General features: G+C 60.2%; 17 protein-coding genes and 1 pseudogene. 4 read left to right on the forward strand and 14 right to left on the reverse strand.

Annotated elements, in window-relative coordinates:
- Window positions 1-14: 14 nt before the first annotated feature.
- On the reverse strand, window positions 15-1208 hold the full coding sequence (locus ACFKSJ_RS02380; protein WP_440950672.1) for a 6-bladed beta-propeller: 1194 nt from the start codon (window positions 1206-1208) through the stop codon (window positions 15-17).
- On the opposite strand from ACFKSJ_RS02380, the gene ACFKSJ_RS02385 reads away from it, so the two are divergent.
- Window positions 1195-2004: a class I SAM-dependent methyltransferase gene (locus tag ACFKSJ_RS02385; protein ID WP_440950673.1), complete on the forward strand. Its 810-nt coding sequence runs from the start codon at window positions 1195-1197 to the stop codon at window positions 2002-2004. The genes ACFKSJ_RS02380 and ACFKSJ_RS02385 overlap by 14 nt on opposite strands.
- A 4-nt stretch (window positions 2005-2008) precedes the next feature.
- On the opposite strand, the gene ACFKSJ_RS02390 is transcribed toward ACFKSJ_RS02385, so the two are convergent.
- Entirely contained in the window at window positions 2009-4780 is a 2772-nt protein-coding gene (locus ACFKSJ_RS02390) for a PAS domain S-box protein (protein WP_440950674.1), read from the reverse strand.
- Between the two features lie 213 nt (window positions 4781-4993).
- Window positions 4994-7750: a PKD domain-containing protein gene (locus ACFKSJ_RS02395; protein ID WP_440950675.1), complete on the reverse strand. Its 2757-nt coding sequence runs from the start codon at window positions 7748-7750 to the stop codon at window positions 4994-4996.
- A gap of 197 nt (window positions 7751-7947) precedes the next feature.
- On the opposite strand from ACFKSJ_RS02395, the gene ACFKSJ_RS02400 reads away from it, so the two are divergent.
- On the forward strand, window positions 7948-10020 hold the full coding sequence (locus ACFKSJ_RS02400) for a PAS domain S-box protein (protein ID WP_440950676.1): 2073 nt from the start codon (window positions 7948-7950) through the stop codon (window positions 10018-10020).
- Here ACFKSJ_RS02400 and ACFKSJ_RS02405 read toward each other — a convergent pair.
- The 6 genes and pseudogenes from ACFKSJ_RS02405 to ACFKSJ_RS02430 form a co-directional block, all read right to left on the reverse strand.
- On the reverse strand, window positions 10017-11192 hold the full coding sequence (locus ACFKSJ_RS02405; RefSeq protein ID WP_440950677.1) for a beta-propeller domain-containing protein: 1176 nt from the start codon (window positions 11190-11192) through the stop codon (window positions 10017-10019). The two genes, ACFKSJ_RS02400 and ACFKSJ_RS02405, sit on opposite strands and share 4 nt — an antisense overlap.
- Window positions 11193-11367: 175 nt before the next feature.
- The gene (locus tag ACFKSJ_RS02410) at window positions 11368-15153 is read right to left on the reverse strand and encodes a hypothetical protein (RefSeq protein ID WP_440950678.1); all 3786 of its coding nucleotides are present in this window, start codon (window positions 15151-15153) and stop codon (window positions 11368-11370) included.
- 178 nt (window positions 15154-15331) lie between these two features.
- Window positions 15332-16801, reverse strand: coding sequence for a PKD domain-containing protein (locus ACFKSJ_RS02415; RefSeq protein WP_440950679.1), 1470 nt, complete (start codon window positions 16799-16801; stop codon window positions 15332-15334).
- Window positions 16802-16935: 134 nt separating this feature from the next.
- The gene (locus ACFKSJ_RS02420; RefSeq protein ID WP_440950680.1) at window positions 16936-17115 is read right to left on the reverse strand and encodes a hypothetical protein; all 180 of its coding nucleotides are present in this window, start codon (window positions 17113-17115) and stop codon (window positions 16936-16938) included.
- Between the two features lie 275 nt (window positions 17116-17390).
- Window positions 17391-18386 (reverse strand): dockerin type I domain-containing protein, encoded by a 996-nt coding sequence (locus ACFKSJ_RS02425; protein WP_440950681.1) that lies wholly within the window; start codon window positions 18384-18386, stop codon window positions 17391-17393.
- A pseudogene (locus ACFKSJ_RS02430) lies at window positions 18367-19095 on the reverse strand (hypothetical protein); the annotation flags it as partial. The pseudogene ACFKSJ_RS02430 and the gene ACFKSJ_RS02425, both read right to left, overlap by 20 nt.
- 21 nt (window positions 19096-19116) lie before the next feature.
- Between ACFKSJ_RS02430 and ACFKSJ_RS02435 the strand changes: the two are divergent.
- Both ACFKSJ_RS02435 and ACFKSJ_RS02440 read left to right on the forward strand, forming a co-directional pair.
- On the forward strand, window positions 19117-19242 hold the full coding sequence (locus ACFKSJ_RS02435; protein WP_440950682.1) for a hypothetical protein: 126 nt from the start codon (window positions 19117-19119) through the stop codon (window positions 19240-19242).
- Complete coding sequence (locus ACFKSJ_RS02440; RefSeq protein ID WP_440950683.1) at window positions 19226-19534, forward strand: tetratricopeptide repeat protein; 309 nt, start codon at window positions 19226-19228, stop codon at window positions 19532-19534. Before ACFKSJ_RS02435 ends, ACFKSJ_RS02440 begins: the two co-directional genes overlap by 17 nt.
- 157 nt (window positions 19535-19691) lie before the next feature.
- Here ACFKSJ_RS02440 and ACFKSJ_RS02445 read toward each other — a convergent pair whose 3' ends face one another.
- From ACFKSJ_RS02445 to ACFKSJ_RS02465, 5 genes are all read right to left on the reverse strand, one after another.
- Window positions 19692-20021 carry a hypothetical protein gene (locus ACFKSJ_RS02445; protein WP_440950684.1) on the reverse strand — a complete coding sequence of 110 codons (330 nt, stop codon included), beginning with the start codon at window positions 20019-20021 and terminating at the stop codon, window positions 19692-19694.
- Between the two features lie 44 nt (window positions 20022-20065).
- Window positions 20066-20323, reverse strand: a complete 258-nt coding sequence (locus ACFKSJ_RS02450) for a hypothetical protein (RefSeq protein ID WP_440950685.1) — start codon at window positions 20321-20323, stop codon at window positions 20066-20068.
- Window positions 20324-20515: 192 nt separating this feature from the next.
- Window positions 20516-21016, reverse strand: a complete 501-nt coding sequence (locus ACFKSJ_RS02455) for a hypothetical protein (RefSeq protein ID WP_440950686.1) — start codon at window positions 21014-21016, stop codon at window positions 20516-20518.
- Window positions 21017-21176: 160 nt separating this feature from the next.
- Window positions 21177-21890, reverse strand: a complete 714-nt coding sequence (locus tag ACFKSJ_RS02460) for a PKD domain-containing protein (protein WP_440950687.1) — start codon at window positions 21888-21890, stop codon at window positions 21177-21179.
- 682 nt (window positions 21891-22572) lie between these two features.
- Window positions 22573-25119 carry a dockerin type I domain-containing protein gene (locus ACFKSJ_RS02465; RefSeq protein ID WP_440950688.1) on the reverse strand — a complete coding sequence of 849 codons (2547 nt, stop codon included), beginning with the start codon at window positions 25117-25119 and terminating at the stop codon, window positions 22573-22575.
- Between the last annotated feature and the right edge of the window lie 301 nt (window positions 25120-25420).

The following is a 25420-nucleotide window of genomic DNA, read 5'->3' on the forward strand; positions in this document are numbered from 1 at the left end:
GGACCGATTCAGGATCAGGTCCGGTTGAAGAGGCAGACCACGTCGCCGAAGTCGATCGCCCCGTTGCCGTTGAAGTCGAAGGAGGCGACCGGCTCGTTCGCGGCGATCCAGTCCATCTGGTTGAAGAAGAGGGCCACGTCGTCGAAGTCGAGCCCCCCGTCGCCGTTCACGTCATCGCAGGTGCCTGTGGTGGTCGAGGCCGGGGTGCCGGCCCCGCCCGGGACCGAGGGGATGGGGGAGACGGTCGGGGGGGTCACGGTCAGGGGTTTGAGCGTGAACATCTGGACCCGGCTGTTGTCGTAGTCGGCGACGAAGACGGTGCCGTTTGCGTCGACCGCGATCCCTTCAGGGGCTCTGAACTGCCCGTTCCCGGTGCCGGCCCCGCCCCACTTTGTCACGAAGGTGCCGTTCGACGCGAACTTCTGGACCCGGCTGTTGTCGTAGTCGGTGACATAGAGAGAGCCGTCGGCGCCGGCCGCGATCCCGTAGGCGCCCTGGAACTGCCCGTTCCCGGTGCCGGCGGTCCCCCACTTCGTAACAAAGGCGCCGTCGGCGGTGAACGTGTCGACACAGTCGTACGTCGCGTCGGTGACATAGACGAAGCCGTCGGCGTCGACCGCGATCCCTTTCGGGGTGTAGAACGTCTCTGTTAGTGGCAACTTCGTCCCCCAGGGGGTCTCCACCGTCGTTCTCCAGCTCCCCCACTTCGTGATGAAGGTGCCGTTGGCGGTGAACTTCTGGACCAGCCTGGTCCCGGTGTCGGTGACGTAGACATTGCCGGCACGGTCGACGGCGATCCCATCGGGGGTGGTGAACTGGCCGTTCCCGGTGCCGGCGGTCCCCCACTTCGTGACGAAGGTGCCGTTGGCGGTGAACTGCTGGACCCGGTGGTTGCCGGTGTCGGTGACATAGACCGAGCCGTCGGGGCCGACCGCGACCTGGCCGGGGTTCATGAACTGCCCGTTCCCGAAGCCTCTCGTCCCCCACTTCGTGAGAAAGGTGCCGTTCGAGGTGAACATCTGCACCCGTCCGGCCACATCCTCGGTGACGTAGAGATGGCCGGCGCTGTCGACGGCGATCCCTCCTGGCCAGGTGAACTGTCCGTCTGCATCGCCGAGACCGCCCCATTGTGTGGAGTAGACATATCGCTCTTCAGCCGAGACGACCTGGACGCTCAGAAGGAGCAGGACGCCGATGATATACAGCATTGACGAAGACCTCAAGGAGTACCACCTGGATAGGGTTTGTATTGGCCGGCATCGGGTTAACCATTGCTATTTCGATCTCCGGCGGCGAAGCCCGATCGTCGGCCCTCGCAGCCCTGAGTCCGGGACGCCGACGAACGTCGAAGAGAACGAATCCGTACTCGTCGTTTTGCTCGCCGATTCAGGCCGGCGAACGGTTATCCCCACGGTGAACCAACACTGCTCCATGGTTCCGAATCGTCGTCACCATGAGGTCTTCCCGGCAAAGCGTGCATCCATCCTCGATATGCGCCTGCGATGGTTCCTCTATCGCCCCGACAGGCTCGCAGAGAAGTATATGAAGCCAGGAGATCGCGTGCTTGACTTCGGCTGCGGGCCGGGTTTCTTCACCCGCGAGTTTGCCAGGCGTGTCGGGGAGAACGGGCAGGTCTGCGCTGTCGACCTGCAGGCGGCGATGCTCGCCATTCTTCGAGGGAACCTTGAACCCGAAGGGCTGATGACGCGGATCCGGCTGCACCAGTGCAGACCGGACGCCATAGACCTCCCCCCTGAGATGAACGGGACCTTTGACGCCGCCTTCGCGATGTTTGTCGTTCACGAGGTACCCGATCCGGCGAAATTATTCCAGGAGATAGCGAGGCTCCTGAAACCGGGCGGTACGCTGTACTGTGCCGAGCCGGTCATCGTATCAGGGGAAGAGTTTCAGGAATACGTTGCCCGTGCCGGGGAGGCGGGGTTCCGGCAGATTGACCGGTCGTTCTACTTCGTGAACCGGGCCGTGGTCATGAAGAAAAGGTGATTGATCAGCCATGGCCGCCGGAGACCGGGCCGGCCGTGACGACAGGTTCGCGTTCGGTGATGTCGTCGACCGTCGAGAGCAGATAGGGTCGTTCATCCATCAGGATCATGCTCGAGGAGAACCGGCAGGTCCGGACATCCCCGGATTTTGTCCGGCATCGTATCTCTACACCCGAGACCGTCCCCTGTTCTTGAAGGATGGAGACGAACCGCTCATATTCACGCCTGTCGACAAAGATCCCCGATTCATCCACCCTTCTGCCGACCACGTCGTCACGGGAATACCCCGTGCTGCTCAGGAAAGCATCGTTGACATCACCAAAAATCCCGTCGATGACTGATACGAGGGTGAGCGGGACCGGGCTGTTCCGAAAGACCAGTGCAAATTTGTTCTCCGATCTCCGCAGAATATCTTCTGCCCGTTTACTCTCCGTAATATCCCGCATCGAGACCAGCATCGCGGAAGCGTCCCCGAACGGGATCTTCTTGCCGATACACTCAACCCAGATCTCCCGGTTTTTCTCGGTGATCAGTTTATAGTGAACAAGGTACGTATCGATACCCCGGCCGACCTGGCTGAGATCCCGGAGTACGTCGGCCCGTGATTCAGGGGCGACAAACTCCATCACGTTTCTCGTTCCGATCATCGCCTGATAATCCGCCGCTTCGATGATCCTGCCGGCTGCCGGATTGGCAAAGAGGATCGTTCCCGAAAAGTCTATAGTAACGATACCGTCGAGGGAGAGGTCGACCAGGGTCCGGTACTTCTCCTCGCTGATGCGGAGCACCTCCCCCTTCCGGATCAGTTCGTCATAATTCTGTCGGAATGCCTCTTCGGCCTTCCTGCTCTCGGTGATGTCGCGGGCCACACCATAGAACCCGTTCAATGCACCCTCACCGTCCATGATCCGTGACACCCGGATCTCGAGCATTCTGCCTTCCCCGTTCCGATTGAAACTGGGTACTACCAGTGGGGGAAGGGGAGCTTCCGAAGAGATGCACCTGGCCAGTTCCTGCATAACAAACGGTCGTGCGTCTTCTGATACACGATCGGTTATCGACCTTCCGATGATCTCCTCAGGCGTGTAGCCCAGAATCGAGAAGATCGTGGGACTGACGTACCGGAATCTCCCTTCAAGGTCGACCTCCCAGATCATATCCGGCATTGTCTCAATGAGCGAGCGGAACCTTTTTTCATTCTCCCGGAGTTCATCCTCTTTTCTTCTCAGTTCAGAGATATCGACGATGACCCCGCGTAACCCCGTAAGCGTCCTGTCCCGGTAGATCGGGGCCGGATAGACGATCACCGGGAATCTGCTGCCGTCCCTCCGCAGCGCGATATATTCCCGTGGTTCAAATATCATCTTCTCCAGGGCTTTCTGCATGTTTCCCATTACGAGTGCGTACTGGGAAGGGTCGAAGAAGGAGAGGGCATTGATCCCGTCTTTGAGATCCTGTTCGGTCAATCCCATAGCGGTCAGTGCATACCGGTTCGCGTAGGTCACGTGGAAATCCAGATCGATCTCATAGATCATCTGGGGGAGGAGTTCTGCAAGCTCGCGGTACTTCGCTTCACTCTCCATAAAGGCATCCTCCGCCAGTTTCTCCCTGGTGATATCCATCGCAGTCGAACCGATTCGGAACCCCTTATCGGTCCTGATCGAAAAGATGATCTGGCGGGTGTAGATCCGGCTGCCATCGGGACGCTCTCCTTCAATAATCCGGGGTTCTTCGAAGATCGGAACGCCCGTCTGAAGCGAAGTACGGATCCCCTGTTCTATCGCTGCACGGCGTTCTTCAGTGCGGTTCTCACGGGGGACGATCCGGAAGGTCAGGTCCCAGAGGTGACTCCCGAGAGCCTCCTCCTTTCTGATGCCGGTAATCTGTTCAGCTGCGGGATTCCACTCGATCACGCTTCCTTCTTCGTCTGTCAGGGTGACCGTCTCCTGGGTCGACTCGATGAATGAACGGAGTCGGGACTCGCTCTCTGCCAGTGCCGCTGACGATCGCTTCTGCTCGGTGATGTCCCGGCCGACAGCCTGGTACTCTCCGAGTCTGCCCTCCCTGTCGAAGAGGGCCCGGACCGACCAGTTCTGCCAGTATGTCTTGGTGTCCCTGTCCTGGACCGTCAGTTCCAGATGATGTATGGGCGTTTCCGGGGTGAGTGATCCGAGATCCTGAGCCACCGTTTTATAATTTCCCATCTGCATGAGGTCGTAGATCTTCTTTCCCTCGAGATCTATGAAATCCAGGATGGGGTGAAAATACTGACGGTAGGCTTCGTTGGCGAACGTGACCGTGCCATCGGCAGTGAACCGAACGATCATCTCGGTCTGATCGTCGACGACGGAGCGGTACCGGTCCTCGCTCCTCCGGAGTTCCCGCTCCGCATCCCGCCGCCGCATAACCTGCCGAATCTTGTGTGCTAACTCGGCAAACTGGGCCCGCGGGTCGCCGCCTTTCTGGAGATAGAAATCCGCACCGTTATTGATGGCATCGATCACGACCTCTTCGCGCCCCCGGCCGGTGAAGAGGATGAACGGGAGGTCGCCAAACCGTTTCCGGACCGCTTTTAAGAATGCGATCCCGTCCATACCCGGCATCTGGTAATCTGAGATGATGACATCCCACGACTGGATTGAGGGGGAGGCCAGTGCTTCCTCTGCAGATGAGAAGGTCCCCACATGAAACTCCCCGGACAGTTCCAGGAATATCTTCCCCAGTTCCAGCAGGTCCGGTTCGTCGTCGACGTAGAGGACTCTCACACCATCTGCCATATATTATTCATATCAGTATTTCAGTTTATATTTTTGGATTTTCGTATATTTCGTCAGGTTTCATTGAAAAGAACTGTTTTATCGGGATTTCCGGTTCCTCGCCCGGCACCGGTTCAGGATCTGCCGCTCTCCGGGATTCTCTGGCGTGAAGCGGCCCGACTGCCTGGGCTGAAGGTCGGGAAAAAAGGAATGGCGGGGGGTCCGCATCAAATCCTACATCTCGTTGAAGAGGATGACGATATCATCGAAATCGATCGTACCATTGTGGTTGAAGTCGAAGGCACCGGCCGGCTCGTGATCGCTGATCCAGTCCATCTGGTTGAAGAAGAGGACCACGTCGTTGAAGTCGCCGGCCCCGTTGCCGTTCACGTCCTCGTAGAGCCCGTCCTGGTCGAGGTCGTGCGGAACGGCGGACCCTCCCGGGACCAGTATCACCGGGCTGGTCACCGTGAGGTACCCGGTCTTTGTGATCCTCTGTGATCCGCCGGTGGCATCCAAAACGTACAGCGTGACCGGGTAGGTGCCGGCGGCAGTGTACTGATGGGCCGGGTTCTGAACCGTCATGTCGGTGCTGATCGTCCCGTCCCCGAAGTCCCAGAACCAGTACATCGGACTCCCGGTTGAAGTGTCGGTGAACTGTACCGTCAACGGAGCAGATCCTGTAGTCGGCGTCGCGGTGAAATCCGGAACGAGCGGCGGCACCGTGACGGTGATATACGCCGTCTTTGTGATCGATCTGCTCCCTGACGGAGTCCTGTCGACGGTCAGGATGACCGGGTAGGTGCCGGCAGCGGTGTACTGATGGCATGGGTTCTGCTCTTCGGAGGACGTCCCGTCCCCGAAGTCCCAGTACCAGGAGGTCGGACTCCCGGTCGTGGTATCGGTGAACTGGACCGTCAACGGAGCAGATCCTGTAGTCGGCGTCGCGGTGAAATCGGGAACGAGCGGCGGTACCGTGACGGTGATATACGCCGTCTTCGTTATCGATCTGCTCGCGGATGTCGTCCTGTCGGCGGTCAGCGTGACCGAATAGGTGCCGGGAGCAGTGTACTGATGGCATGGGTTCTGCTCTTCGGAGAACGTCCCGTCCCCGAAGTCCCAGTACCAGGAGGTCGCCCCCCCGGTCGTTCCGTCGATGAACTGTACCGCCAACGGTGCGGATCCAGCAGTCGGTGTCGCGGTGAAACCGGGAATGAGCGGCATGATCTGTGCCACCCAGGAGAACTTCTGGATCCGGGAGTTCGATTCGTCGACGATATAGACGTTGCCGGCGCTGTCCACCGCAACATCACGGGGATCGTTGAACTCCCCGTCTCCAGAACCCCCACTGCCCCATTTTGTGATGAATTCGCCGGTCGAGGTGAATGTCTGGAACCGGTTGTTCGATCCATCGACAACATAGACGGTGCCGGCGCTGTCCACCGTGATACCACCCGGATAGTTGAACTGCCCGTCCCGGGAACCCGAATTGCCCCATTTCGTGATGAATCCGCCGGACGAACTGAACGTCTGGACCCGGTTGTTCCCGGTGTCGACCACGTAGACGTCACCGGCGATGTCGACGGCGATACCGTACGGATAGGCGAACTCCCCGTCTCCGGAACCCGAACCGCCCCATTGTGTGATGAATGCGCCGGACGAGGTGAACTTCTGGACCCGGTCGTTCCCGGTGTCGACCACGTAGACATTCCCGGCGCTGTCCACGGCGATACCGCCGGGAAAGGTGAACTCCCCGTCTCCGGAGCCTTCCCGGCCCCATTGCGTGATGAAGGTGCCGGACGGGGTGAATGTCTGGACCCGGTGGTTCCCGGTGTCGGCGACGTAGACGGTGCCGGCAGGGTCCACGGCGATACCGTACGGATAGGCGAACTGCCCGTCTCCCGAGCCTTTGACGCCCCATTGCGTGATGAAGGTGCCGGACGGGGTGAATGTCTGGACCCGGTGGTTCCAGGTGTCGATGACATAGACATTCCCGGCGCTGTCCTGTGCACCGCCGTGGGGATGGTTGAACTCCCCGTCTCCGGAACCTTCCCCGCCCCATTTCGTGATGAATCCGCCGGTCGACGTGTACTTCTGGACCCGGTTGTTCCCGGTGTCGGCGACGTAGACGGTGCCGGCGCTGTCCAGAGCGATACCACGCGGATAGTTGAGCTGCCCGTCTCCGGTACCATACCTGCCCCATTGCGTGATGAATCCGCCGGTCGACGTGAACGCCTGGATCCGGTGGTTCCCGATGTCGACGACGTAGACATTCCCGGCGCTGTCGACCGCGATACCGTAGGGGGTGCCGAACTGCCCGTCTCCGGGACCTTCACCACCCCATTGCGTGATGAACGCGCCGGTCGCGTTGAACTTCTGGACCCTGGGATTCCACGAATCGGTGATGTAGACGTTGCCGCCACGGTCCACGGCGACACCGACCGGATTCTTGAACTGTCCGTCTCCCGACCCATCACTGCCCCATCTGGTGATGAATCCGCCGGTCGAGGTGAATGTCTGGACCCGGTGGTTCCAGGTGTCGGTTACGTAGACCGTGCCCGTACCGTCCACGGCGATCCCGTAGGGATAGTCGAACTGCCCGTCTCCGGAACCTTCCCCGCCCCATTGGGTGATGAATGTACCCGTCGACGTGAACTTCTGGACCCGGTGGTTCCAGGTGTCGGTTACGTAGACGTTGCCGGCGCTGTCGACGGCGATGCCGCCGGGATTATCGAAGAGCCCGTTTGCCGACCCTGCACTCCCCCATTGGGTGATGAATTCGCCCGTCGACGTGAATTTCAGGACCTGGTTGCCTAACCGGTCGACGACGAACACGTTCCCGGTGCTGTCGACGGCGACACCCTCCGGATCGGAGAACCGGTCGTATCCCAGGTCCGCATTCCCCCATTGTGCGGTGTACGTATACCCTCCTTCGGCAGAAACGACCGGGACGATAGTGCTGAAGAGCAGCAGGAGACAGAATAGGAACAATATATATGCCGGCCTCATTCAGAACCACCATTACTATCTCTGAATTGCCGGTACTTCCGTTTAATTATGCTGTTTGATCCGGCCGGATGGCCTCGAAGCGGGAGAGGTTCAGCGACACCTGTCCAGCCGCTCGGGTCCGACGGAAGTAAGGGGAAGGTATATTATCTCCCCCGCACTGGTGATGCGTGTGAGATCCGATGATCTCCATCCTCTACTATGATCACGATCCCGCCTGGTGCGAGCAGGCAGAACGGTGGCTCTCACGGGACGGGGCGATTGAGGCCGTACCGGCGGGGACGTTTGACGAGGCGGTCGCGCTCTTCCGGGGACGGGAGTTCGATGCGGTGGTCGCCGATCCGCCCGAAGACGAGGTGCCCGGCACCCTCTCGATCGTGCGGACGCACGAGCCCCCGATCCCCTTCCTCCTCCTGATGGAGCCGGGCCACGAGCAGGTCGTGATCCAGGCCCTGAACAGCGGGGCGGACCGGTATGTCGAGAAGAGCGGCGACCCCGCCGAACGCCTTCGGGCCCTGGCCGGTGCGATCGAGGAGATGGTCGCGAAGGAGCCGGCGTCCGCCGCCCTCCAGCGACGGAACGAGGAGCTGGAGTTCCTCTCCCGGACCGCGATGGACTTCATCAGGATGGGGGATGAGGAGGACATCTACCGCTACATCGGCGAGAAGGTACATAGTCTCCTGCCAGAGTGCTATGTCGGCATCCTGCTGCTCGACCGGGATACCCGCCTCTTCACCTTTCGGAACCTGATCGCCGAAGAGCCGGCACGCCGGATCGTCAGGGAAGAACTGGGATTCGATCTTGAAGGGATGTCGCTCCCGCTCGACAAGGTCCCGAGCGTCGAGACCGTCCTCGGGTGCGACAGGCTGGTGGAGGTGATCACCTCCCTGTATCAGGCCTGCTTCAAGACATTGCCGGAGGAGGCCTGCAACCGGATTGAGGAGCGCACTGACGCCGGGAAGTACTATTCGATGGGCTTCAACTGCCGGGACGGGCTCTACGGGGTCCTCACCATCGGGGTCAGGAAGGGCGGGGAGCTCGGCCACCGGGGGCTGATCGAGGCGTTCGTCCGGCAGGCTTCGGTCGCCCTCCTCCGCCAGCACGTCCGGGCACGCCTGCGGGAGAGCGAGGCGCGGTACCGTGCCGTGGTCGAGAGCCAGCGGGAGCTGATCTGCCGGTTCACACCCGACGGCACCCATCGCTTTGCGAACGAAGCCTACTGCCGGTTCTTCGGGCTCGATCCCGGGGGGGTGGTCGGCGCGAGGTTCCATTCCGATCTCCCGGTGGACGAGCGGGACGAGCTCCGTGCGTACTTCGCCCGGTTCTCTCCGGAGTCGCCGGACGGAACGATCGAGCACCGGGTCCGCTGTCCCGACGGATCGACCCGCTGGCTGCAGTGGCACAACCGGGCCTTCTTCGATCGCTCCGGCGCCGTCGCCGAGTTCCAGACCGTCGGCCGTGACGTCACCGAGCGGCGCGAGGCGGAGGAAGCCCTCGCTGCGCTCACGGCCGGGCTGGAACGGCGCGTGGAAGAGCGGACGGCAGAGCTGCAGGCCGCAAACCGCGACCTCGAGTCGTTCACCTATTCGGTCTCGCACGACCTGCGGGCGCCGCTGCGGGCGATCGACGGCTATACCTGTATCCTGCAGCACGAGCACCGGCCCGAACTGACCGATTCTGCGATCCGCTACCTCGACCTGATCGGCCAGAACGCACGACAGATGGGCCGGCTGATCGACGATCTGCTCACCTTCTCGCGCATGGGCCGGCAGGCCCTGGCCATCAGGGAGGTCGAGCCGGCCGGGATCGTGGCCGAGGTGCTCGACGACCTCGCCGGCGAGCGGCAGGGGCGCGAGGTCCGTGTCAATGTCGGCGGGCTCGCCCCCTGCCGTGCAGACCCGGCGCTGCTCAAGCAGGTCTTTGCGAACCTGATCGGCAACGCGCTCAAGTTCACGCGGGACCGCGAGGTGGCCGAGCTCGCGATCGGGTCCGACGACGGAAGCGGCCGTCCGGTCTACTCTGTCCGTGACAACGGGGTCGGGTTCGACCAGAAGTATGCGACCATGCTCTTCCAGGTCTTCCAGCGGCTCCACGACGGGCGCGAATACGAGGGGACCGGCGTCGGGCTCGCCATCGTGCAGCGGATCGTCGAGCGGCACGGCGGGCGGGTCTGGGCCGAGGGCGAACCGGGGATGGGCGCGGCGTTCTTCTTCACCCTCGGGCCGGCTGCCGGCGTTTCGACAAAAAAGGGTTAGATCTGGTTGAAGAGCCAGACCACGTCATTGAAATCGATCTGTCCGTTCCCGTTGTAGTCGAACGCGGCCAGGGGCTCGTTCGCGGCGATCCAGTCCATCTGGTTGAAGTAGAGCACCACGTCACTGAAGTCGAGCGCCCTGTTGCCGTTGACATCATCATAGCGGCCGTCACCGTTTGTGTCCGTCGGCACCCCGACACCGCCCGGCACGAGCAGGGGCGTTGTATCCACGGTCTTCGGTAAAAAGAACTGCACACGATTGTTGCCGGTGTCGGCCACGTAGACCATCCCGACACTGTTCACCGAGACATCGTACGGCCTCGAAAACTGCCCGTTGCCCGTGCCCGCCGTGCCGATCGTCGCGAGGAAGGCGCCGTTGCTGCTGAACTTCTCGACCCGGTTATTGCCGGTGTCGGCCACGTAGACGTTGCCGGCGGTGTCCACGTCCACGCCCCATGGCCCGGAGAGCTGCCCGTTGCCCGTGCCCGCCGTGCCGATCGTCGCGAGGTAGGCGCCGTTGCTGTCGAACTTCATGACCCGGTTATTGCCGGTGTCGGCCACGTACACGTTGTTGGCGCTGTCGACGGCGATGCCGCGGGGCCCATTGAACTGCAGTTTCCCCGATCCGAGGGTGCCCCACTCGCCGAGCGGGGCTCCCTGGAGGTCGAACTTGCGGATGCGGTTGTGCCCCCAGTCGACCACGTAGACGTTGTCGGAACTGTCCACCGCGACATCGCTCGGCTGAAGGAGTTCCACGGTGCCGTTGGGCCCGAAGACCGTCCAGATCTGGGAGGGGTCCATGACCTGGACCCGGTGGATGCCGCGATCGGCGACATACAGGTAGTCCTGGCTATCCACCGCAACACCCAGCGGGTACAGGAACGTCCCTGCTGCGGACGGCGGGTCAGCCACGCCTTCGCTCCCCCACGTGGTGACAAAGCCGCCCACGGCATTGAACTTCTGGATCCGGTGGTTGTTCATGTCATCCACAAAGACGCTGCCGTGGGTGTCGAACGCAATCCGGGCCGGCTGATTGAACTCCCCGTTGCCGGTGCCGGGACTGCCGCCGGCCTTGCCCCACTGCGCCGCATAGACGTACGTTTCGGCCGCGGCGACGGCTTGAATGCCGGCCATCAGGACCAGTAAAATACAGATGATAGTGCTCGATTTCATACGAATCCTCCGTTGAACCCTGTGATTATGTACTGTTGCAGATTTGGTTTTCCCATTCAGCCCTTGAATGCTCTCCCCTCTCCACCGACCGGGCCGTGTGAACACCGCCCGGGTCGTCGGGCGGAGAGTGGGGGAGAGGATGAGGGCGGGGTGTCGCCCCGCGGGAGATCCCCGTTCAGGGTGTCAGCACCGGTAACGGCGCCGCGTTCACCCATGCGGAGGCGCCCCCGGCGTTGAACGACTGAACCCTGAAGTAGTAGTTCGTGTTGAGTGGCAGGTTCAACGTCCGGAACCGGACGATGTCCGCCCCGACGGTGCCGGTCACCACGTTCGCCGTGAATCCGCTATCCGTAGCCTGCTGGATCCGGAAACCGGTCTCGGTGGTCGAGGTATCGGTCCAGGTCAGCGTGACCCGGTCGAAGTTGTTGTTCACACGGGCTGCCGTCGCCGTCACACCCGTCGGTGCGGTCGGCGCCGGGGTTGCCCCTCCGGGCGAGGCCGTATTGGACCAGGCCGAGTCGCCGGCCTGGGTCGGGAACCCGGGCGTGACCGTGTCGCCGACCAGGTTCCGGGCCAGCACGCGGTAGAAGTACTGCGTGGCCTGGGCGGCCGTGGTATCGGTGTAGGTCTTCGTGTTGGCGGCGACGGTGAAGGTGGTCGGGCTATTCGTGAACCCGGCGTCCGTCGCCCGCTGGATCACGAACCCGGTCTCGGTGGTCGAGGCGTCCGTCCAGGTCAGCTGGATTCCCTGGTTCCCGTTGAGGCGGACGGCCGACAGGTTCGAGGGCGGTCGCGGCGCGGCGGCGTAGGCCATCGAGTGCATCATGTCCATCTCCTCGTGCGAGAGGAGGTGGCAGTGGTAGACATACTCCCAGCCGAAGTTGACGTAGTGGTTCGTGATCGTGACCGGGTTGGCCGCGGGGTCCGTGAACCCGCCCGGAGGGCCCTGCAGGGTTACGCCCTCGGGCATGGTCGGGTCGAGCAGCCGGACGCTGTTCGGCACCTCGAAGGGCGTCGTCGGCGTCACCGGCCGGAACGCGAGGATCGTGTCCGTGAGCGGGTCCACGCGGACGGTCTCCTTCCAGCCGAGCTCGTTCGCATCGGGCGGCCTTATGATGTTGTCCCAGGCGACCTGGTTGATCACCTGGACGTTGAAGAGGTGCGTATGGATGGTGTGCGTGTCCACGCCGTTGTGCGTGATCTTCCAGAACTGGACCCCGTCGGTGGTGTTCCCGAGGAACGTGCCGTAGATCCCGGACGATTCGATCAGTTCGACGGGCGGGCTCGCGTACGGGTAGAGCAGGAAGTTCTGGGTCGTGGCGGAGGAGGCGGGCAGTTCGAGCCCGAGGAAGCCGCTCATTCGGCCGTAATCGGTCTCGTACGCCGAACCCATCTCGTCGTGGAGGGCCTTGGCGTCGAGCGTCGAGGTCACTGTCGCGCCCGTGATGTTCTTGTAGGTGTGCGTGGTCGTCTCGAAGATCCGCACGTACTGGTCGGTCGGGAAGTTCGCGTTGTAGGCGGAGTTGTAGCGTGCGTCCGGCACGATGATGGGATCCTCGCCGGCCTCGAAGACGCCGAGCTTGCCGGCGGTCTTGGCAAAGACCGACTGCAGGGTCGCGAGGTTGTACTCTGGTGCAGGGGTCGTGGCCGCCACCCGGATCTGCATGATCGTGCGGGTGTTCGGGCCGTATCCGGCCTGCGTCGTCGGCGTGCTGCCGGTGCCGGTCAGGTCCGGCTTGCCGGTGTAGTAGTCGTAGCGTGGGTCGAGCGCCGGGAACGCCGCAGGCGCGTCGTTGTAGAGGATCAGGGTCTTGCCCGCGTACTTCGAGAAGTCGATGAGCACGTCGGCCCGCTCGGCCGTGCCGAGGATGAGTGTGCCCTGGTTGACATTACCGAAGTCGAAGGCTGTCGGGTCTAAGTTCCAGCCGATCGGCTGGTTCGGGAGGACCACCGGTGCAGGCAGGAACCCGCCCTCGTTGGCGATCTGGATCATGCTCGGGCCCGCCGCCGCGGGATCTGGCACACCACCCTCGCGACCGTCCTGGGCAGGAACCATTTTGACTTCGGTGTTCGTCCGGCCGTCTGCGGTCACCACGTTCGGGTCGGCCACATAGAGCTGCAGGTTGACGAACCGGTCGTCGGCCGCGTTGAGGATGCGGAACCTGACGGTCGTGGGCTGCACGTCAAGGTAGGGGTAGGCCTCGCCGTTGACGACCGGTGTGTCCATGTAGGATTCCATGCCCATGGAGTTGCTTGGCACGCCCGGGATCAGGGCCGGTTCGGATGGGCTGGGATTTGAAGGGTTGTAGTAGGGGTTCGCGGTCGGGCCGTGGACGACGGTCGTCGGCGGCCAGAACCACGGGCCGTAGTGCCACCGGCCGTAGGCGTTGGTGCCGGAACTGTCGTACGGGTTCTGGTTGGTCATGTAGACATGGGGCAGCCAGAGGTCGCCGGTGTGCGCCGTACCCGGCGTCGAGCCCCATTTCCAGGTGGGGTCCTGGAAGCCGATGGTGGTGGCGTCCACGAAGGTCTTGTCCTGGATGACCAGCGGGATGCCCGCATCAGGGAGGACCTTGGCGCCTGTCGGGTTGATCCCGGAGTTGTTGGTGCCGGCGATCATGTCCTGCTCGATCTTGTCAGTGACCAGGTACGGCGCTGCCTCGCCTGCGTAGACGTTGAGGCGGGTGATCCCGTAGGAGTGGTCGTGGTAGAACATGAGCCGGGCGCTCTGCTGGTTGGTGTAGTAGAAGGTCATCGACCCGTCGCCCGGATCGGGCATGTCGGGCACGTTCACGACGCTGACACCCTTTGGGTACGGCGTGTTCTCGCCGGCCGGGGTGATCCACTGGTGCGGCGTGCCGTCGCTGATCCAGGGGGTGGCGCCACCATGGAGGTGGATGTTCGCACGGTTCTGCGTGTAGTCCATGGGGTTGGCGTTCATGCCGAGCGGGCCCATGCCTGCGCCCATGACTGTGGGGTCGACGGGCAGGAAGAGGTTGCCGCCGGCGCCGGTGGGCAGTTTATTGGTGAACTTGACCCGGACGGCCCGGTCGCGCTGGGCCACGATCGTCGGGCCGAGGTAGGAGATCGGCGAGACGTCCTGGCCGTTCTTCACCTGGACGTATCCGCGGAGGGTGGTCGCCGGGAGGTCGGGGTGCAGCTGCTGCGTGTACTGCCTGAGCTCGAGCTCATAGTAGTCGGCGTCGGGATAGGTCGTCGTGTCCGGGACGGCGACGGAGATGCTCGGCAGTGCGCTTATGAACTTCCGGATGCCGCCGGAGAGTGCGCCGCCGATGGTGGCGTCGAGCTGGGCGTCGGCGCCCTGCGGGGCCGTGGCGTTCGAGACGTAGACGACAGGGGCGGTGTAGCCCGAGCCGGCGTTCGTGATGGTGACGCCCGTGATGGCGCCGGTCGCCGGGTCGGCCGTGGCTGTGGCCGTGGCGCCCGAGCCGGTGTTGTAGAGGTCGACGATCTCGACCACAGGGGCGAAGTAACCGCTGCCTCCGCTGGTTATGGTGACGGTGGCGACGGAGCCGGTCGGCATGGGGCTGTTGGCGTAGTTGGGGTACGGGCCGTAGTAATGCGGCGGGTCGCTCGGAGCCGGGGTGGAGGCGGCGTTGATGCCGGTATTCTTGATGGTGGCGTTAGAGCGGGCGGCCTGTTCGGTCTGGCGATATCGGTCAGCAGCGGCCTCCCGTTCCTCGGGTGTGGTCTTTCCCTTGTACCTGAGCCCGGTCTTCTCGTCTATGCTCACCGTTGCGTTCAGGTCCGCGCCTGACGGTGTTATCTGGGTCGCCAGCATGGCAGGGGCCGTGGTTGGCTGACCGGTTGCGGCTGTGCCGAGGGTCGGATCCGTGCCGCTGGCGGCACCGATGGCGCCAGTGCAGAGGAGCAGGAGTGCAATGAGCAGTCCGGTTATGATCAAGTGGGCGGTGCGCCCAGTGTGTGGGTGTGTGTCCATGGTCGTTTGATTCTCCAGTAGAAACTGCCAGGCGTATCATATTTCGGAAGGTCCTGGTGAGGCGAATCATACGCTTTAAAGCATATAATGGTATGTTACGTGCATATGGAAGGGTGACGGAGGTCGGGGGAGGGGTTAAAATAGAATCCGGGGATTTTCCGCCCCGCGAAGAGGCCTGTCAGAGCGTGTTGAAGAGCGAGACCACGTCGGCGAAGTCGATCCGGCTGTCGGAGTTGTAGTCGAACGGGCCGGCCGGCTCGTTCGCGGCGATCCAGTCCATCTGGTTGAAACAGAGGACGACGTCGGCGAAGTCCTTCCGGCCGTTCCCGTCGACGTCGTCGCACCGGCCGTCGTTCGCCGTCGATGTCGGTACGCCGGCACCGCCGGGGACTGCCCGGACGGCGGCGCCGGTCACGGCGATCCGCTCGACGGCCCGGACCGTATCGTCGGGGTACCCGGAGGCCGAGGCTGTCAGGGTGACGGTGTAGGCCCCGGGTGCGGCGTAGACGTGGACGGGGTTCCGCTCGGCCGCCGTCCCGCCGTCGCCGAAGTCCCAGGTCCGGCCCGTAGCCCCGCCGAGCGAGTCATCCGTGAACCGGACGGTGAGCGGCGCCGGGCCGGCGATGGTGTCGGCGGCGAACGCGGCCGCGAGCAGGGGCGGGTTCGCGATTCCCCTGCCGTACAGGTAATCCGCAGCCGCCCGGTCCGCCGGAGAGAGATGGACGAGATTCATGTTGGCGGCGCTGTCCCTTCGAGAGAGGTAACTGACCTTCCCGGTGTCGGACGGCCCCTGCGGCTCGGCCCCGGCAAGCCAGGCGATCCCGATGCAGAACCCCAGGTTGCGGAGGGTTACCGGCTCGATGCCGTAGACGGACCCGCCCGCTTCGCCCGCCGTCCAGGTGTAGGATGTGGAGAGGATGATGTCGGCCTCGACGATCGTGTCGTTCTCATAATAGTAGGTGATCCCGCCCGACGGCCCCCAGGCGATCAGGCTCACGCCGTCTCTGGCCGCGGCCGTCCCGTTCGACGTGCCCGAGCAGTCGATCTGGTACGTATCCGGCAGGGCCGTGTTCCAGGTGGCGACTGCCCGACGGACTGCTCCGGCCCCGCCGGCGACGCCCGGGCAGTTGTCGTTCACGGCGAAGACCGGGGGCCGGGCCCAGCGCTTCCCGGCGACGCCGAATGAGACCGCGAACGGGAACGGCCCGCTCCTCGCGCCCGCGTCCGTGACGACCCGGAGCCCGCCGCTGCTCGCGGTCTCCCGGATGCCGTCCGCATTGAACCCGTTCGGGACACGGACGACGATCGCGGTGTCGGACCAGGAGACGATGTCGTCGGGGTTGCCGGTGCTGGTCCGGCCGGACGCCCAGTACACGCCCCCGGCGGATGGAAACCCGACATCGGCCGGCGACTCCCGGGAGGCCTTCGCCCCGAACCCGGTCCCTTCGATCGTGATGGTCGTGTTCGTACCGGCCGACGCGATCGGCGGCGAGACGGACGCGATGGTCGGGCCGTCGACGAGGGCTTGAGAATCAGGTACCAGGGCCGCAGCCTGCGTGCCGGCGGCGAGCAGGCAGATCGCCAGGAGGAGGGCTGCTGCCGGCAGAAAGGCGTAGAAGCGCCCTGGAACGGGTGAGATGCGGTTCATGGTCTCCTTCTCGTTGGTTCGCTCGAAAACGGCGGGTATGGACAGGGCAGAGGATCGGCATGGCCTCTGGCTTCAGAAGCACGAAAGACAGGGTACGTATAGATAATCGACCGATCGGATATACCTTGCGACATTCATCGGAAGCCGGCAGAGCCAGGGGCGATGGATAGTAAACCGACGATGCGATTCAGCCGGAGCCACGAGTCGGGAGGATCGTCTGCCGGAGACCGGGCAAGGTCGGCCGCGTGGGCCGGGGCGTCGACGAAGTCCAGCCGTTCGGTGATGCCGGGCTTCCGGATCCGGCAGGACTCCATCGCTCATCTCGGCCCGATGGAGCAGGTCTGGGCACGCCGGCGAACGGCGGAGAGTTACTCTGATAGAGATGATGGTGTAAAGAATTGCTGGTCTATCAGAGGTGGATCGGCTAAAAAAACCTTTGGAAAGGTGACCCAATATTCGAAAGAAGGAATTTCATGGCACAACATCAATCATAAACAGAAATAACTCGATAATTTTGGAATGTGCCCGGGGGATCACCTCTTTCTGGAATGTTTTTTTGGATTTTCCTTCTCGCCTTCTTAAAAAAAAGTTAGACCTGGTTGAAGAGGACGACGACGTCATTGAAGTCGACCTGTCCGTTCCTGTTGAAGTCGAAGGCAGAGACAGGTTCATTCGTGGCGATCCAGTCCATATTGTTGAAGAAGAGTACCACATCATTGAAGTCGATATGACCGTTGCCGTTGATATCTTCATAGCGACCGTCCCCGTTCAGATCGTTCGGATATGACTGAATGCAGGAGAGATAGAGGCCAGAACCGGTCACCTCGACGGGGCAATTGGCGAATTGAGGTGAGGTCAATTCTCCGCTGTCATCGTCGACTCTCGCTTGAATGATGGAGAGAGCAGTCTGACCGTTCCGGTCCCCCCTGATTGTGATTGTCCCGATCTGAGCGCTTGTAGTCCCGGGTTCGCTGATGACGGCCGTATCGATAGCTGACAACAATACTGTATCGGCGGGGAGCGTTGAATTCTTCTGCATCGTCCAGCCTGGAAGTGAGACTCCGACAATTTCACCGATCGTCGGGTCGGTGAGAGAGAGGCTGAGCGACACGTTGAAACCTGATATGCCGTTCTTCAGGCCGTCGATATAGAGAGTGGTCGTGTTCGTAGACCCGCGTTTGATGATGAGGGGGGACGGGGTGAACCGGAAAGCGGATGTTGTGGATATTGGAGTTATTGGAGTAAATTTCTGGATTAGATTGTTCAAGGAGTCGGCGACGTAGACGTTGCCCGCACCGTCGACCGCGATATCCCAGGGGTCATTGAACCGTCCGTCCCCGGAGCCATAGGTCCCCCACTTCGCGAGGAAGGTGCCGGTTGACGTGAACTTCTGGATCCTGTGGTTACTAGTGTCGGCGACGTATACACTTCCCGCACCGTCAACCCCGATGCCCTGGGGGGTAGTTGAACTGTCCGTCCCCGGAGCCGTAGATCCCCCACTTTGTGAGGAAGGTGCCGGTTGATGTGAATTTTTGAACCCGGTTGTTGCCTGTTTCGACGACGTAGACGTATCCCTCGCTGTCAACTGCGATGCCCCTAGGTTCATTAAACTGTCCATTCTCTGAGCCAATGACTCCCCACTTAGCGACGAAATTACCAGTCGACGTGAACTTCTGGACCCGGTTGTTCTTCCAGTCGGCTACGTAGACGTAGCCCGTACCGTCGACCGCGATGGCTGCGGGCATATCTAACTGTCCCGCCTCAGATCCAGAACCTCCCCACTTCGTGACGAAGGAACCAGTCGACGTGAACTTCTGGACCCGGTCGTTCCAGGTGTCGGCGACGTAGACGTAGCCTTCGCGGTCGACAGCGATCCCACCGGGGTAATAGAATTGTCCGTTTGGTGCGTCCAGTTTACCGAAGCCATAGCTCCCCCACATCGTGATGAAGGCACCGCTCGACGTGAACTTCTGGATCCGTTGGTTTTTATGATCGGTTACGTAGACGTTACCTGCACTGTCGATCGCGACCCAGGTTGGCTCCGAGAACGCTCCATCCGGCGAGCCCCACCACTTCGTCACGAACTGATACCCTTCCTCGGCCGTCGCGATCTGAACGCTGCACCCGAGCAGAAGAACCACCACCAGGACTCCTATGAAGAAAAGACGATTTTGAAAAAATTTCATAAGCCACCGATTTGTGCATACGTTGCGGCAGACCTTAGAGTTTGTGAAATGGTAGTGAAGAATACCGGTGAGACGGTCGCCCCCACTATCACTTATATTATATGTCATATAATCCCATAATCCAAACTTATGAAGCAGGGAATTGTCGGGATTGTAGTGCTGGTTGGACTGCTGATCTGCATGGTCATCCAGCCGGTGATGGCAGAGACTGCTGATCTGCATGGTCATCCAGCCGGTGATGGCAGAGACTGCTGAAGAACTGTTTGTGAAGGGCCAGGACCTCGCAGACCAGGGGAAGTATAGTCAGGCCATCCAGTACTATGACCAGGCACTTGCCATCACCCAGACGAATGATCAGATCTATTACTTCAAGGGAAATGCCCTCCTGTACCTAAAAAAGTATCAAGAAGCGATCGATGCCTACAATGCGGCACTCGCGATCAATTCACAGAACACGGCGGCCCAGCATAACCTGAACACGGCCAAGACGCAGATGGCGCAGACAGTAACCCCAACAAGTACGTCAACACCATCTGCGTCCTGGTAGCAGAAGTATCAGGATGCGCAGGACCAGAAGAAGGTTCATGATGCGCTGTCACCGGTCTCTCCGCTTGTTGTCTTTGGGGCACTCGGGCTCCTCGTGCTCTTTAGACGGGTAGGAAAGGCCTAATAAAAAGTTTAATGATGATATGACATCGCTGCCCCTACAGATTGCCCTGACATGTGGCGCCATCTGGATAATTCCACTTTCCATTCGAATCAGCAACCGGCGGGTTCGGATATCCATCTATTTCGCAGCCACTGATGGTACGGATTACTTCCCCAGTGGCATTATCTAATAGGTCGAGATCGAACAGGAACACGAAAGTGGAATCCTGAATAGGATTTGGATTGACATCAAAAGTTGCCGATTCGATCTCGACATAAACAATACCCTTGGCACTCGGATCAAACTTAATACCAGTCATATCGCCAATGACCTTTTTTTGACCACTTATACGAGCACGTCCTGAAAGAAATTTAATTTTATTCATATTATAATTATATTGATATATAAGTATAAATCTATAACGGAAATTCACATTGAGACCGGAATGTGGCATTTGCGGCAGCGGTATTTCCGTTGTTTCTCTCCAACGAGGGCCCAGTGCCGGACTGCGTAGATGACATAGAGGACGACCAAGCCGATGATTGCCGCGTCACCGATCAGTGTGAGCCACGGCGCCGGGTTCGGAGTCGTCAACTTCGCGACGCCTGCAGCGACCACGAGTAGCAGGAGCATCCACGGGAGATACTTCCAGAGCCTGCAGAGGAACCATCTGATCACTTTCGGCACGCTACCCATGATAGTTTTACAGGGTAGCGTGCCAATTGTGCTGTAATTTCAACAAGACCCGTTTCCGTATCTGATCCTCTCTCCTCCATTGTCAAATACTTTCTGCCAGTCACCCACTCCTCGTTAATCTCCTTGCGGATCGATCTTACAATCCTGATGTGTGAATCCTCACACCTTGCCATAGCCACCGATTCATGCCAACTTCCGGACCAGCTCGTAAACCTCAACCTCCCCATCGGCCATCGTCAAAGAGACCGTACCGCCGCATACCGGGCCGGCCGTAACGACAGGAGCCGGCGGAACAGGCGGCCGGGGCCCTGGATCTTCACTCACCCGGACCGTCACCCCGGAGAGGTCGACCGACCTGACCGACGGTGGATGGACCTCGACCAGATCAGAGATCGGGACAGAGGCCGGCACCTCCAGGACCAGGGACCCGGAGAACGGCCGGCCGACGCCCGGTACTGAGCGAGGTCGGCCGCGTGGGCCTGAGTCGACGAAGTCCAGCCGTTCGGTGATCCCGAGCAGCACGGGCCGGCCATCACCGGCGAAGTTGACGATCCCGATCTCCAGATCGGCGTCGATCGCGGTCGCCTGCAGGGCCCGGCGGGTCGCACCGGTCGAGACGAACCCTCTGGCAATGATGCCGGCGCCGCCGTACTCGATCACCAGATCAATGGCGGTTTCGGGCAATGGACGATGGCAGATTCCCGATACCAAGCCAGCACAGGAGAGGACCTGAAGAATATGCGGATAGGCCACTATGAAGCAATGAGCATCGATCACGACAATTTTGACGCGGTTGGTAACAAGCCTGACGGACCCAGCCCGCCGGGGATTCAAAAAAAAGGGATTAGATGGATCTCGATGCCCAGAGGGACTTGATATAGGACGCCCGCTCGACAGTCTCGGTAGTACCGTCAGTGTACGTGATCTTCACGAGTATCGTGTAGTCGCCCTTTTTAGGGTAGAAGAACGTCGGATTGATGTCCCGCGAGTTCCAGGTGCCATAGTGGTTGACCTTATCAAAGGTCCACCAGTTCGACTGGATTGTCTTCCCGAGCGCTGGAGTCACGGTGAACTTGACTGCATCCCCATGTGTTGACGTCACGGGGAGGGCCGTGAACGACGCTCCAGTACCCGTAACGGTCGGTGTGACAACCGGGGTGGGCGTTGGAGTCACCAGAGCAGTCACCGGCACAGTCACCTGGACAGTCTTCACCGAGGAGCCGGCTGCATTGGTCGCAGTCAGGGTGATCGTGTAGGTCCCGACCTGCCAGTATATGTACCGGAAGTTCCGATAGGCCGTGCTCGTGCCATCGCCGAGGTCATACCGGACCGAGTCTGCATTTGCCGAGGCGTCGATGATCTGGATGCCCATCGCGGACGGAGTGGTGAGTGCGAAGTCGGCCACCGGGAGACCAGAGATGGTTGGGGCGGTGGTTGGAGCCAGGGTGGTCGGGGCGGTGGTTGGAGCCGTGGTTGTGACTACAGTTGTTACCGTGGTTGTCGGCACAGTGGTCGGTGGAACCGTCGTTGTGGTTGTGACCGGGGTACCAACAGTCAACTGGCCGGCTGTTGCCGAGGCATCACCATAACTGGTTCCAGCTACATCCTGAACCGAATACGGTGAAGAGACCGTTACGATGATCGGGGTTGACCCAACAGAAAGACCCTTTACGGTCAATGTGGCAAGGAGGACATTCGTATCACCTACTTTAACAAAATCGGCTGTATCAACACCTGAGATCACCACATTCGCAGAAGGGAGTGTCAATTTACTTTTATTATTAATTCCCTGCCATATCGGAAACGAACAATCAGTGATCGTTCCTACACCCGGATCCGAGAGACTGATCAGGACCTTATAGCCAGAGAGTGAATTAGGCGCTGAATCCAACATAATTGGGATTGTGGTCGTATTTCCCACCGTATCAATCTGGGCGGTGCCGGCCGATACCGTGACCGCGAGTGCTCCTGGGATCAGGAGACATCCGGTAATAACTATCAGAGCCAGGAGGAAGCCTGACCTCCGGAACTGGGTGTAACTCTTGCTATTCATAACATATCAACCACTGCTAAGCAAATATAGATTTTGATACGTTAGATGGTTTTTAATGCCAATCTAAAGTAATTTATGTTAAATATTATTATACTGAAAATTGGTTTTCCACCTACGCAGGGAGTGAAGATGTAAAGAGGAAATAAGAGGAATACCACCAAATTTCCTCATTTAGTCCAGATTACAATCATACTTGATTAAAGAGGAGGACGACGTCATTGAAGTCGATATGACCATTCCTGTTGAAGTCGAAGGCAGAGGCAGGTTCATCTGTGGTCACCCAGTCCATATTGTTGAAGAGGAGGACCACATCATTGAAGTCGGTATGACCGTTGCCGTTGACATCTTCATAACGGCCATCCCCATTGAGGTCCCGGGGAGAGGACGAAATGCCAGGGAGAGGTTTACACGCACTGGCAGTCACCTCAACCGGGCAGGCCACGATCTGGGGCGAGATCAAATTCCCACTATCATCGTCGACCCTCACCTGGGTGATGGAGAGGCTGGTCTGACCGCCCCTGTCCCCCCTGATGGTGATAGTCCCGATCTGAGCGGTTGAAGTCCCGGGGTTGCTCTGGCCGTTCGTATCGAGAGCCGTCAACCATACCGTATCGGCGGGGAGCGCTGAATTCTTCTGCATTGTCCAGCCCGGAAGTGAAACTCCAACGATCTCACCGACCGTCGGGTCGACAAGGGAGAGGCTGAGCGATACGTTGAAGCCGGAAATGCCGTTCTTCAGGCCGTCCAGGTAGAGCGATGTCGTGCCCGTAGACCCGAGCAGGACGACGAGCGGAGAAGGGGTGAACCGGAACACGGACGTCGAGGGTGCAGACGTTGTTGTTGGCACTGTCGTCGTTGGAACGGTCGTCGCCACCGTGGTCACCGTCGATATAGGAGTTTGTGGAGCAAACTTCTGAACCCAACTGTTCCCATTTTCAGCGACGTAGACATTGCCCGACCTGTCGACAGCGATGCCCTGGGGACCTTTGAACTGTCCGGACCCGGAGCCGTAACTGCCCCAGTTCGTGATAAAAGCGCCGGAAGATGTAAACTTCTGGACCCGGGCGTTGTCCTTGTCGGCAACATAAACATTACCCACACTGTCGACCGCGATTCCCTCGGGGTAAGCAAACTGTCCGTCTTCAGCCCCACGGGACCCCCACGTTGTGAGGAAGGTACCGATAGCAGTGAACTTCTGGACCCGGTGGTTCCATTTATCCGCAACGTAGACGTTGCCAGAGCCATCGACCGCGATCCCTATCGGGCCATTGAGCTGTCCGTTTTCAGAGCCAATACTTCCCCATTTCGCGAGGAAGGTGCCGGTCGACGTGAACTTCTGGACCCGGTTGTTGTAGGAGTCAGCGACGTAGACATTCCCCGCACTGTCGATAGCAACTCCCCGGGGGCAGTTGAACTGTCCGGCTCCATAGCCAGAGGTCCCCCATTTCGTGAGGAAGGTGCCGGTCGGCGTGAACTTCTGGATCCGGTTGTTGTCGTGGTCGGCGACGTAGACGTTGCCCGCGCTGTCCACCGCGATGCCGGTGGGATACCTGAACTGCCCATTGTCAGAGCCGGAGGTGCCCCACATCGTGATGAAGAGGCCGGACGACGTGAACTTCTGGACCCGATGGTTATTCGAATCGGCGACGTAGACGTTGCCCGCACTGTCGAATGCGATCCCGTAGGGGGAAGTGAACGCTCCGCCCGGAGAGCCACACCACTTCGCCACGGACTGATAAATATCCGCTGCCGTCGTTGGAACGGGTGTCGCCACCGGGGTCACCGTCGGGATAGAAGTTTTTGGAGCAAACTTCTGGACCCAGTCGTTCCCACTTTCAGCGACGTAGACATTGCCCGACCTGTCGACAGCGATGCCCTGGGGACCTTTGAACTGTCCGGACCCGGAGCCGTAACTGCCCCAGTTCGTGATAAAAGCGCCGGAAGATGTAAACTTCTGGACCCGGGCGTTGTCCTTGTCGGCAACATAAACATTACCCACACTGTCGACCGCGATTCCCTCGGGGTAAGCAAACTGTCCGTCTTCAGCCCCACGGGACCCCCACGTTGTGAGGAAGGTACCGATAGCAGTGAACTTCTGGACCCGGTGGTTCCATTTATCCGCAACGTAGACGTTGCCAGAGCCATCGACCGCGATCCCTATCGGGCCATTGAGCTGTCCGTTTTCAGAGCCAATACTTCCCCATTTCGCGAGGAAGGTGCCGGTCGACGTGAACTTCTGGACCCGGTTGTTGTAGGAGTCAGCGACGTAGACATTCCCCGCACTGTCGATAGCAACTCCCCGGGGGCAGTTGAACTGTCCGGCTCCATAGCCAGAGGTCCCCCATTTCGTGAGGAAGGTGCCGGTCGACGTGAACTTCTGGATCCGGTTGTTGTCGTGGTCGGCGACGTAGACGTTGCCCGCGCTGTCCACCGCGATGCCGGTGGGATACCTGAACTGCCCATTGTCAGAGCCGGAGGTGCCCCACATCGTGATGAAGAGGCCGGACGACGTGAACTTCTGGACCCGATGGTTATTCGAATCGGCGACGTAGACGTTGCCCGCACTGTCGAATGCGATCCCGTAGGGGGAAGTGAACGCCCCATCCGGGGAGCCCCACCACTTTGCCACGGATTGATAATCATCCGCCGCTGTCGCCACCTGAATGCAGCACCCGAGGAGCAGCACCACCAAAAACAATCCAATACAGAAACGATAATTTTGTATAAACTTCATCATCAACTGAAAGTTGTATAGAATGATATTATTATCGATTTGATTTGTTGATTCTTTATTCTAAATAATGTTTATAATGATAATTTTACAGTTGCGATAGAGCGCCGCTCACCGACGTATGCCACGATACTCGGGACGGCGAGGCCGGAAAGAGATGTCTCGGCGACGATGAACCTCTTTTGTTGTCTTCCTTATGCCCTTTTTTTGCAGGAGTCCTCGCCTCTGGTCGGACCAGCGCAATTATCATAGTGTCGAGCCGGCGAAGTTCTGGTTCTCTCTCAAAGAATCGAAGTGCAGGGAC

This window comes from Methanosphaerula subterraneus, from assembly GCF_052055875.1.
In the GTDB taxonomy this organism is placed as follows: domain Archaea; phylum Halobacteriota; class Methanomicrobia; order Methanomicrobiales; family Methanospirillaceae; genus Methanosphaerula; species Methanosphaerula subterraneus.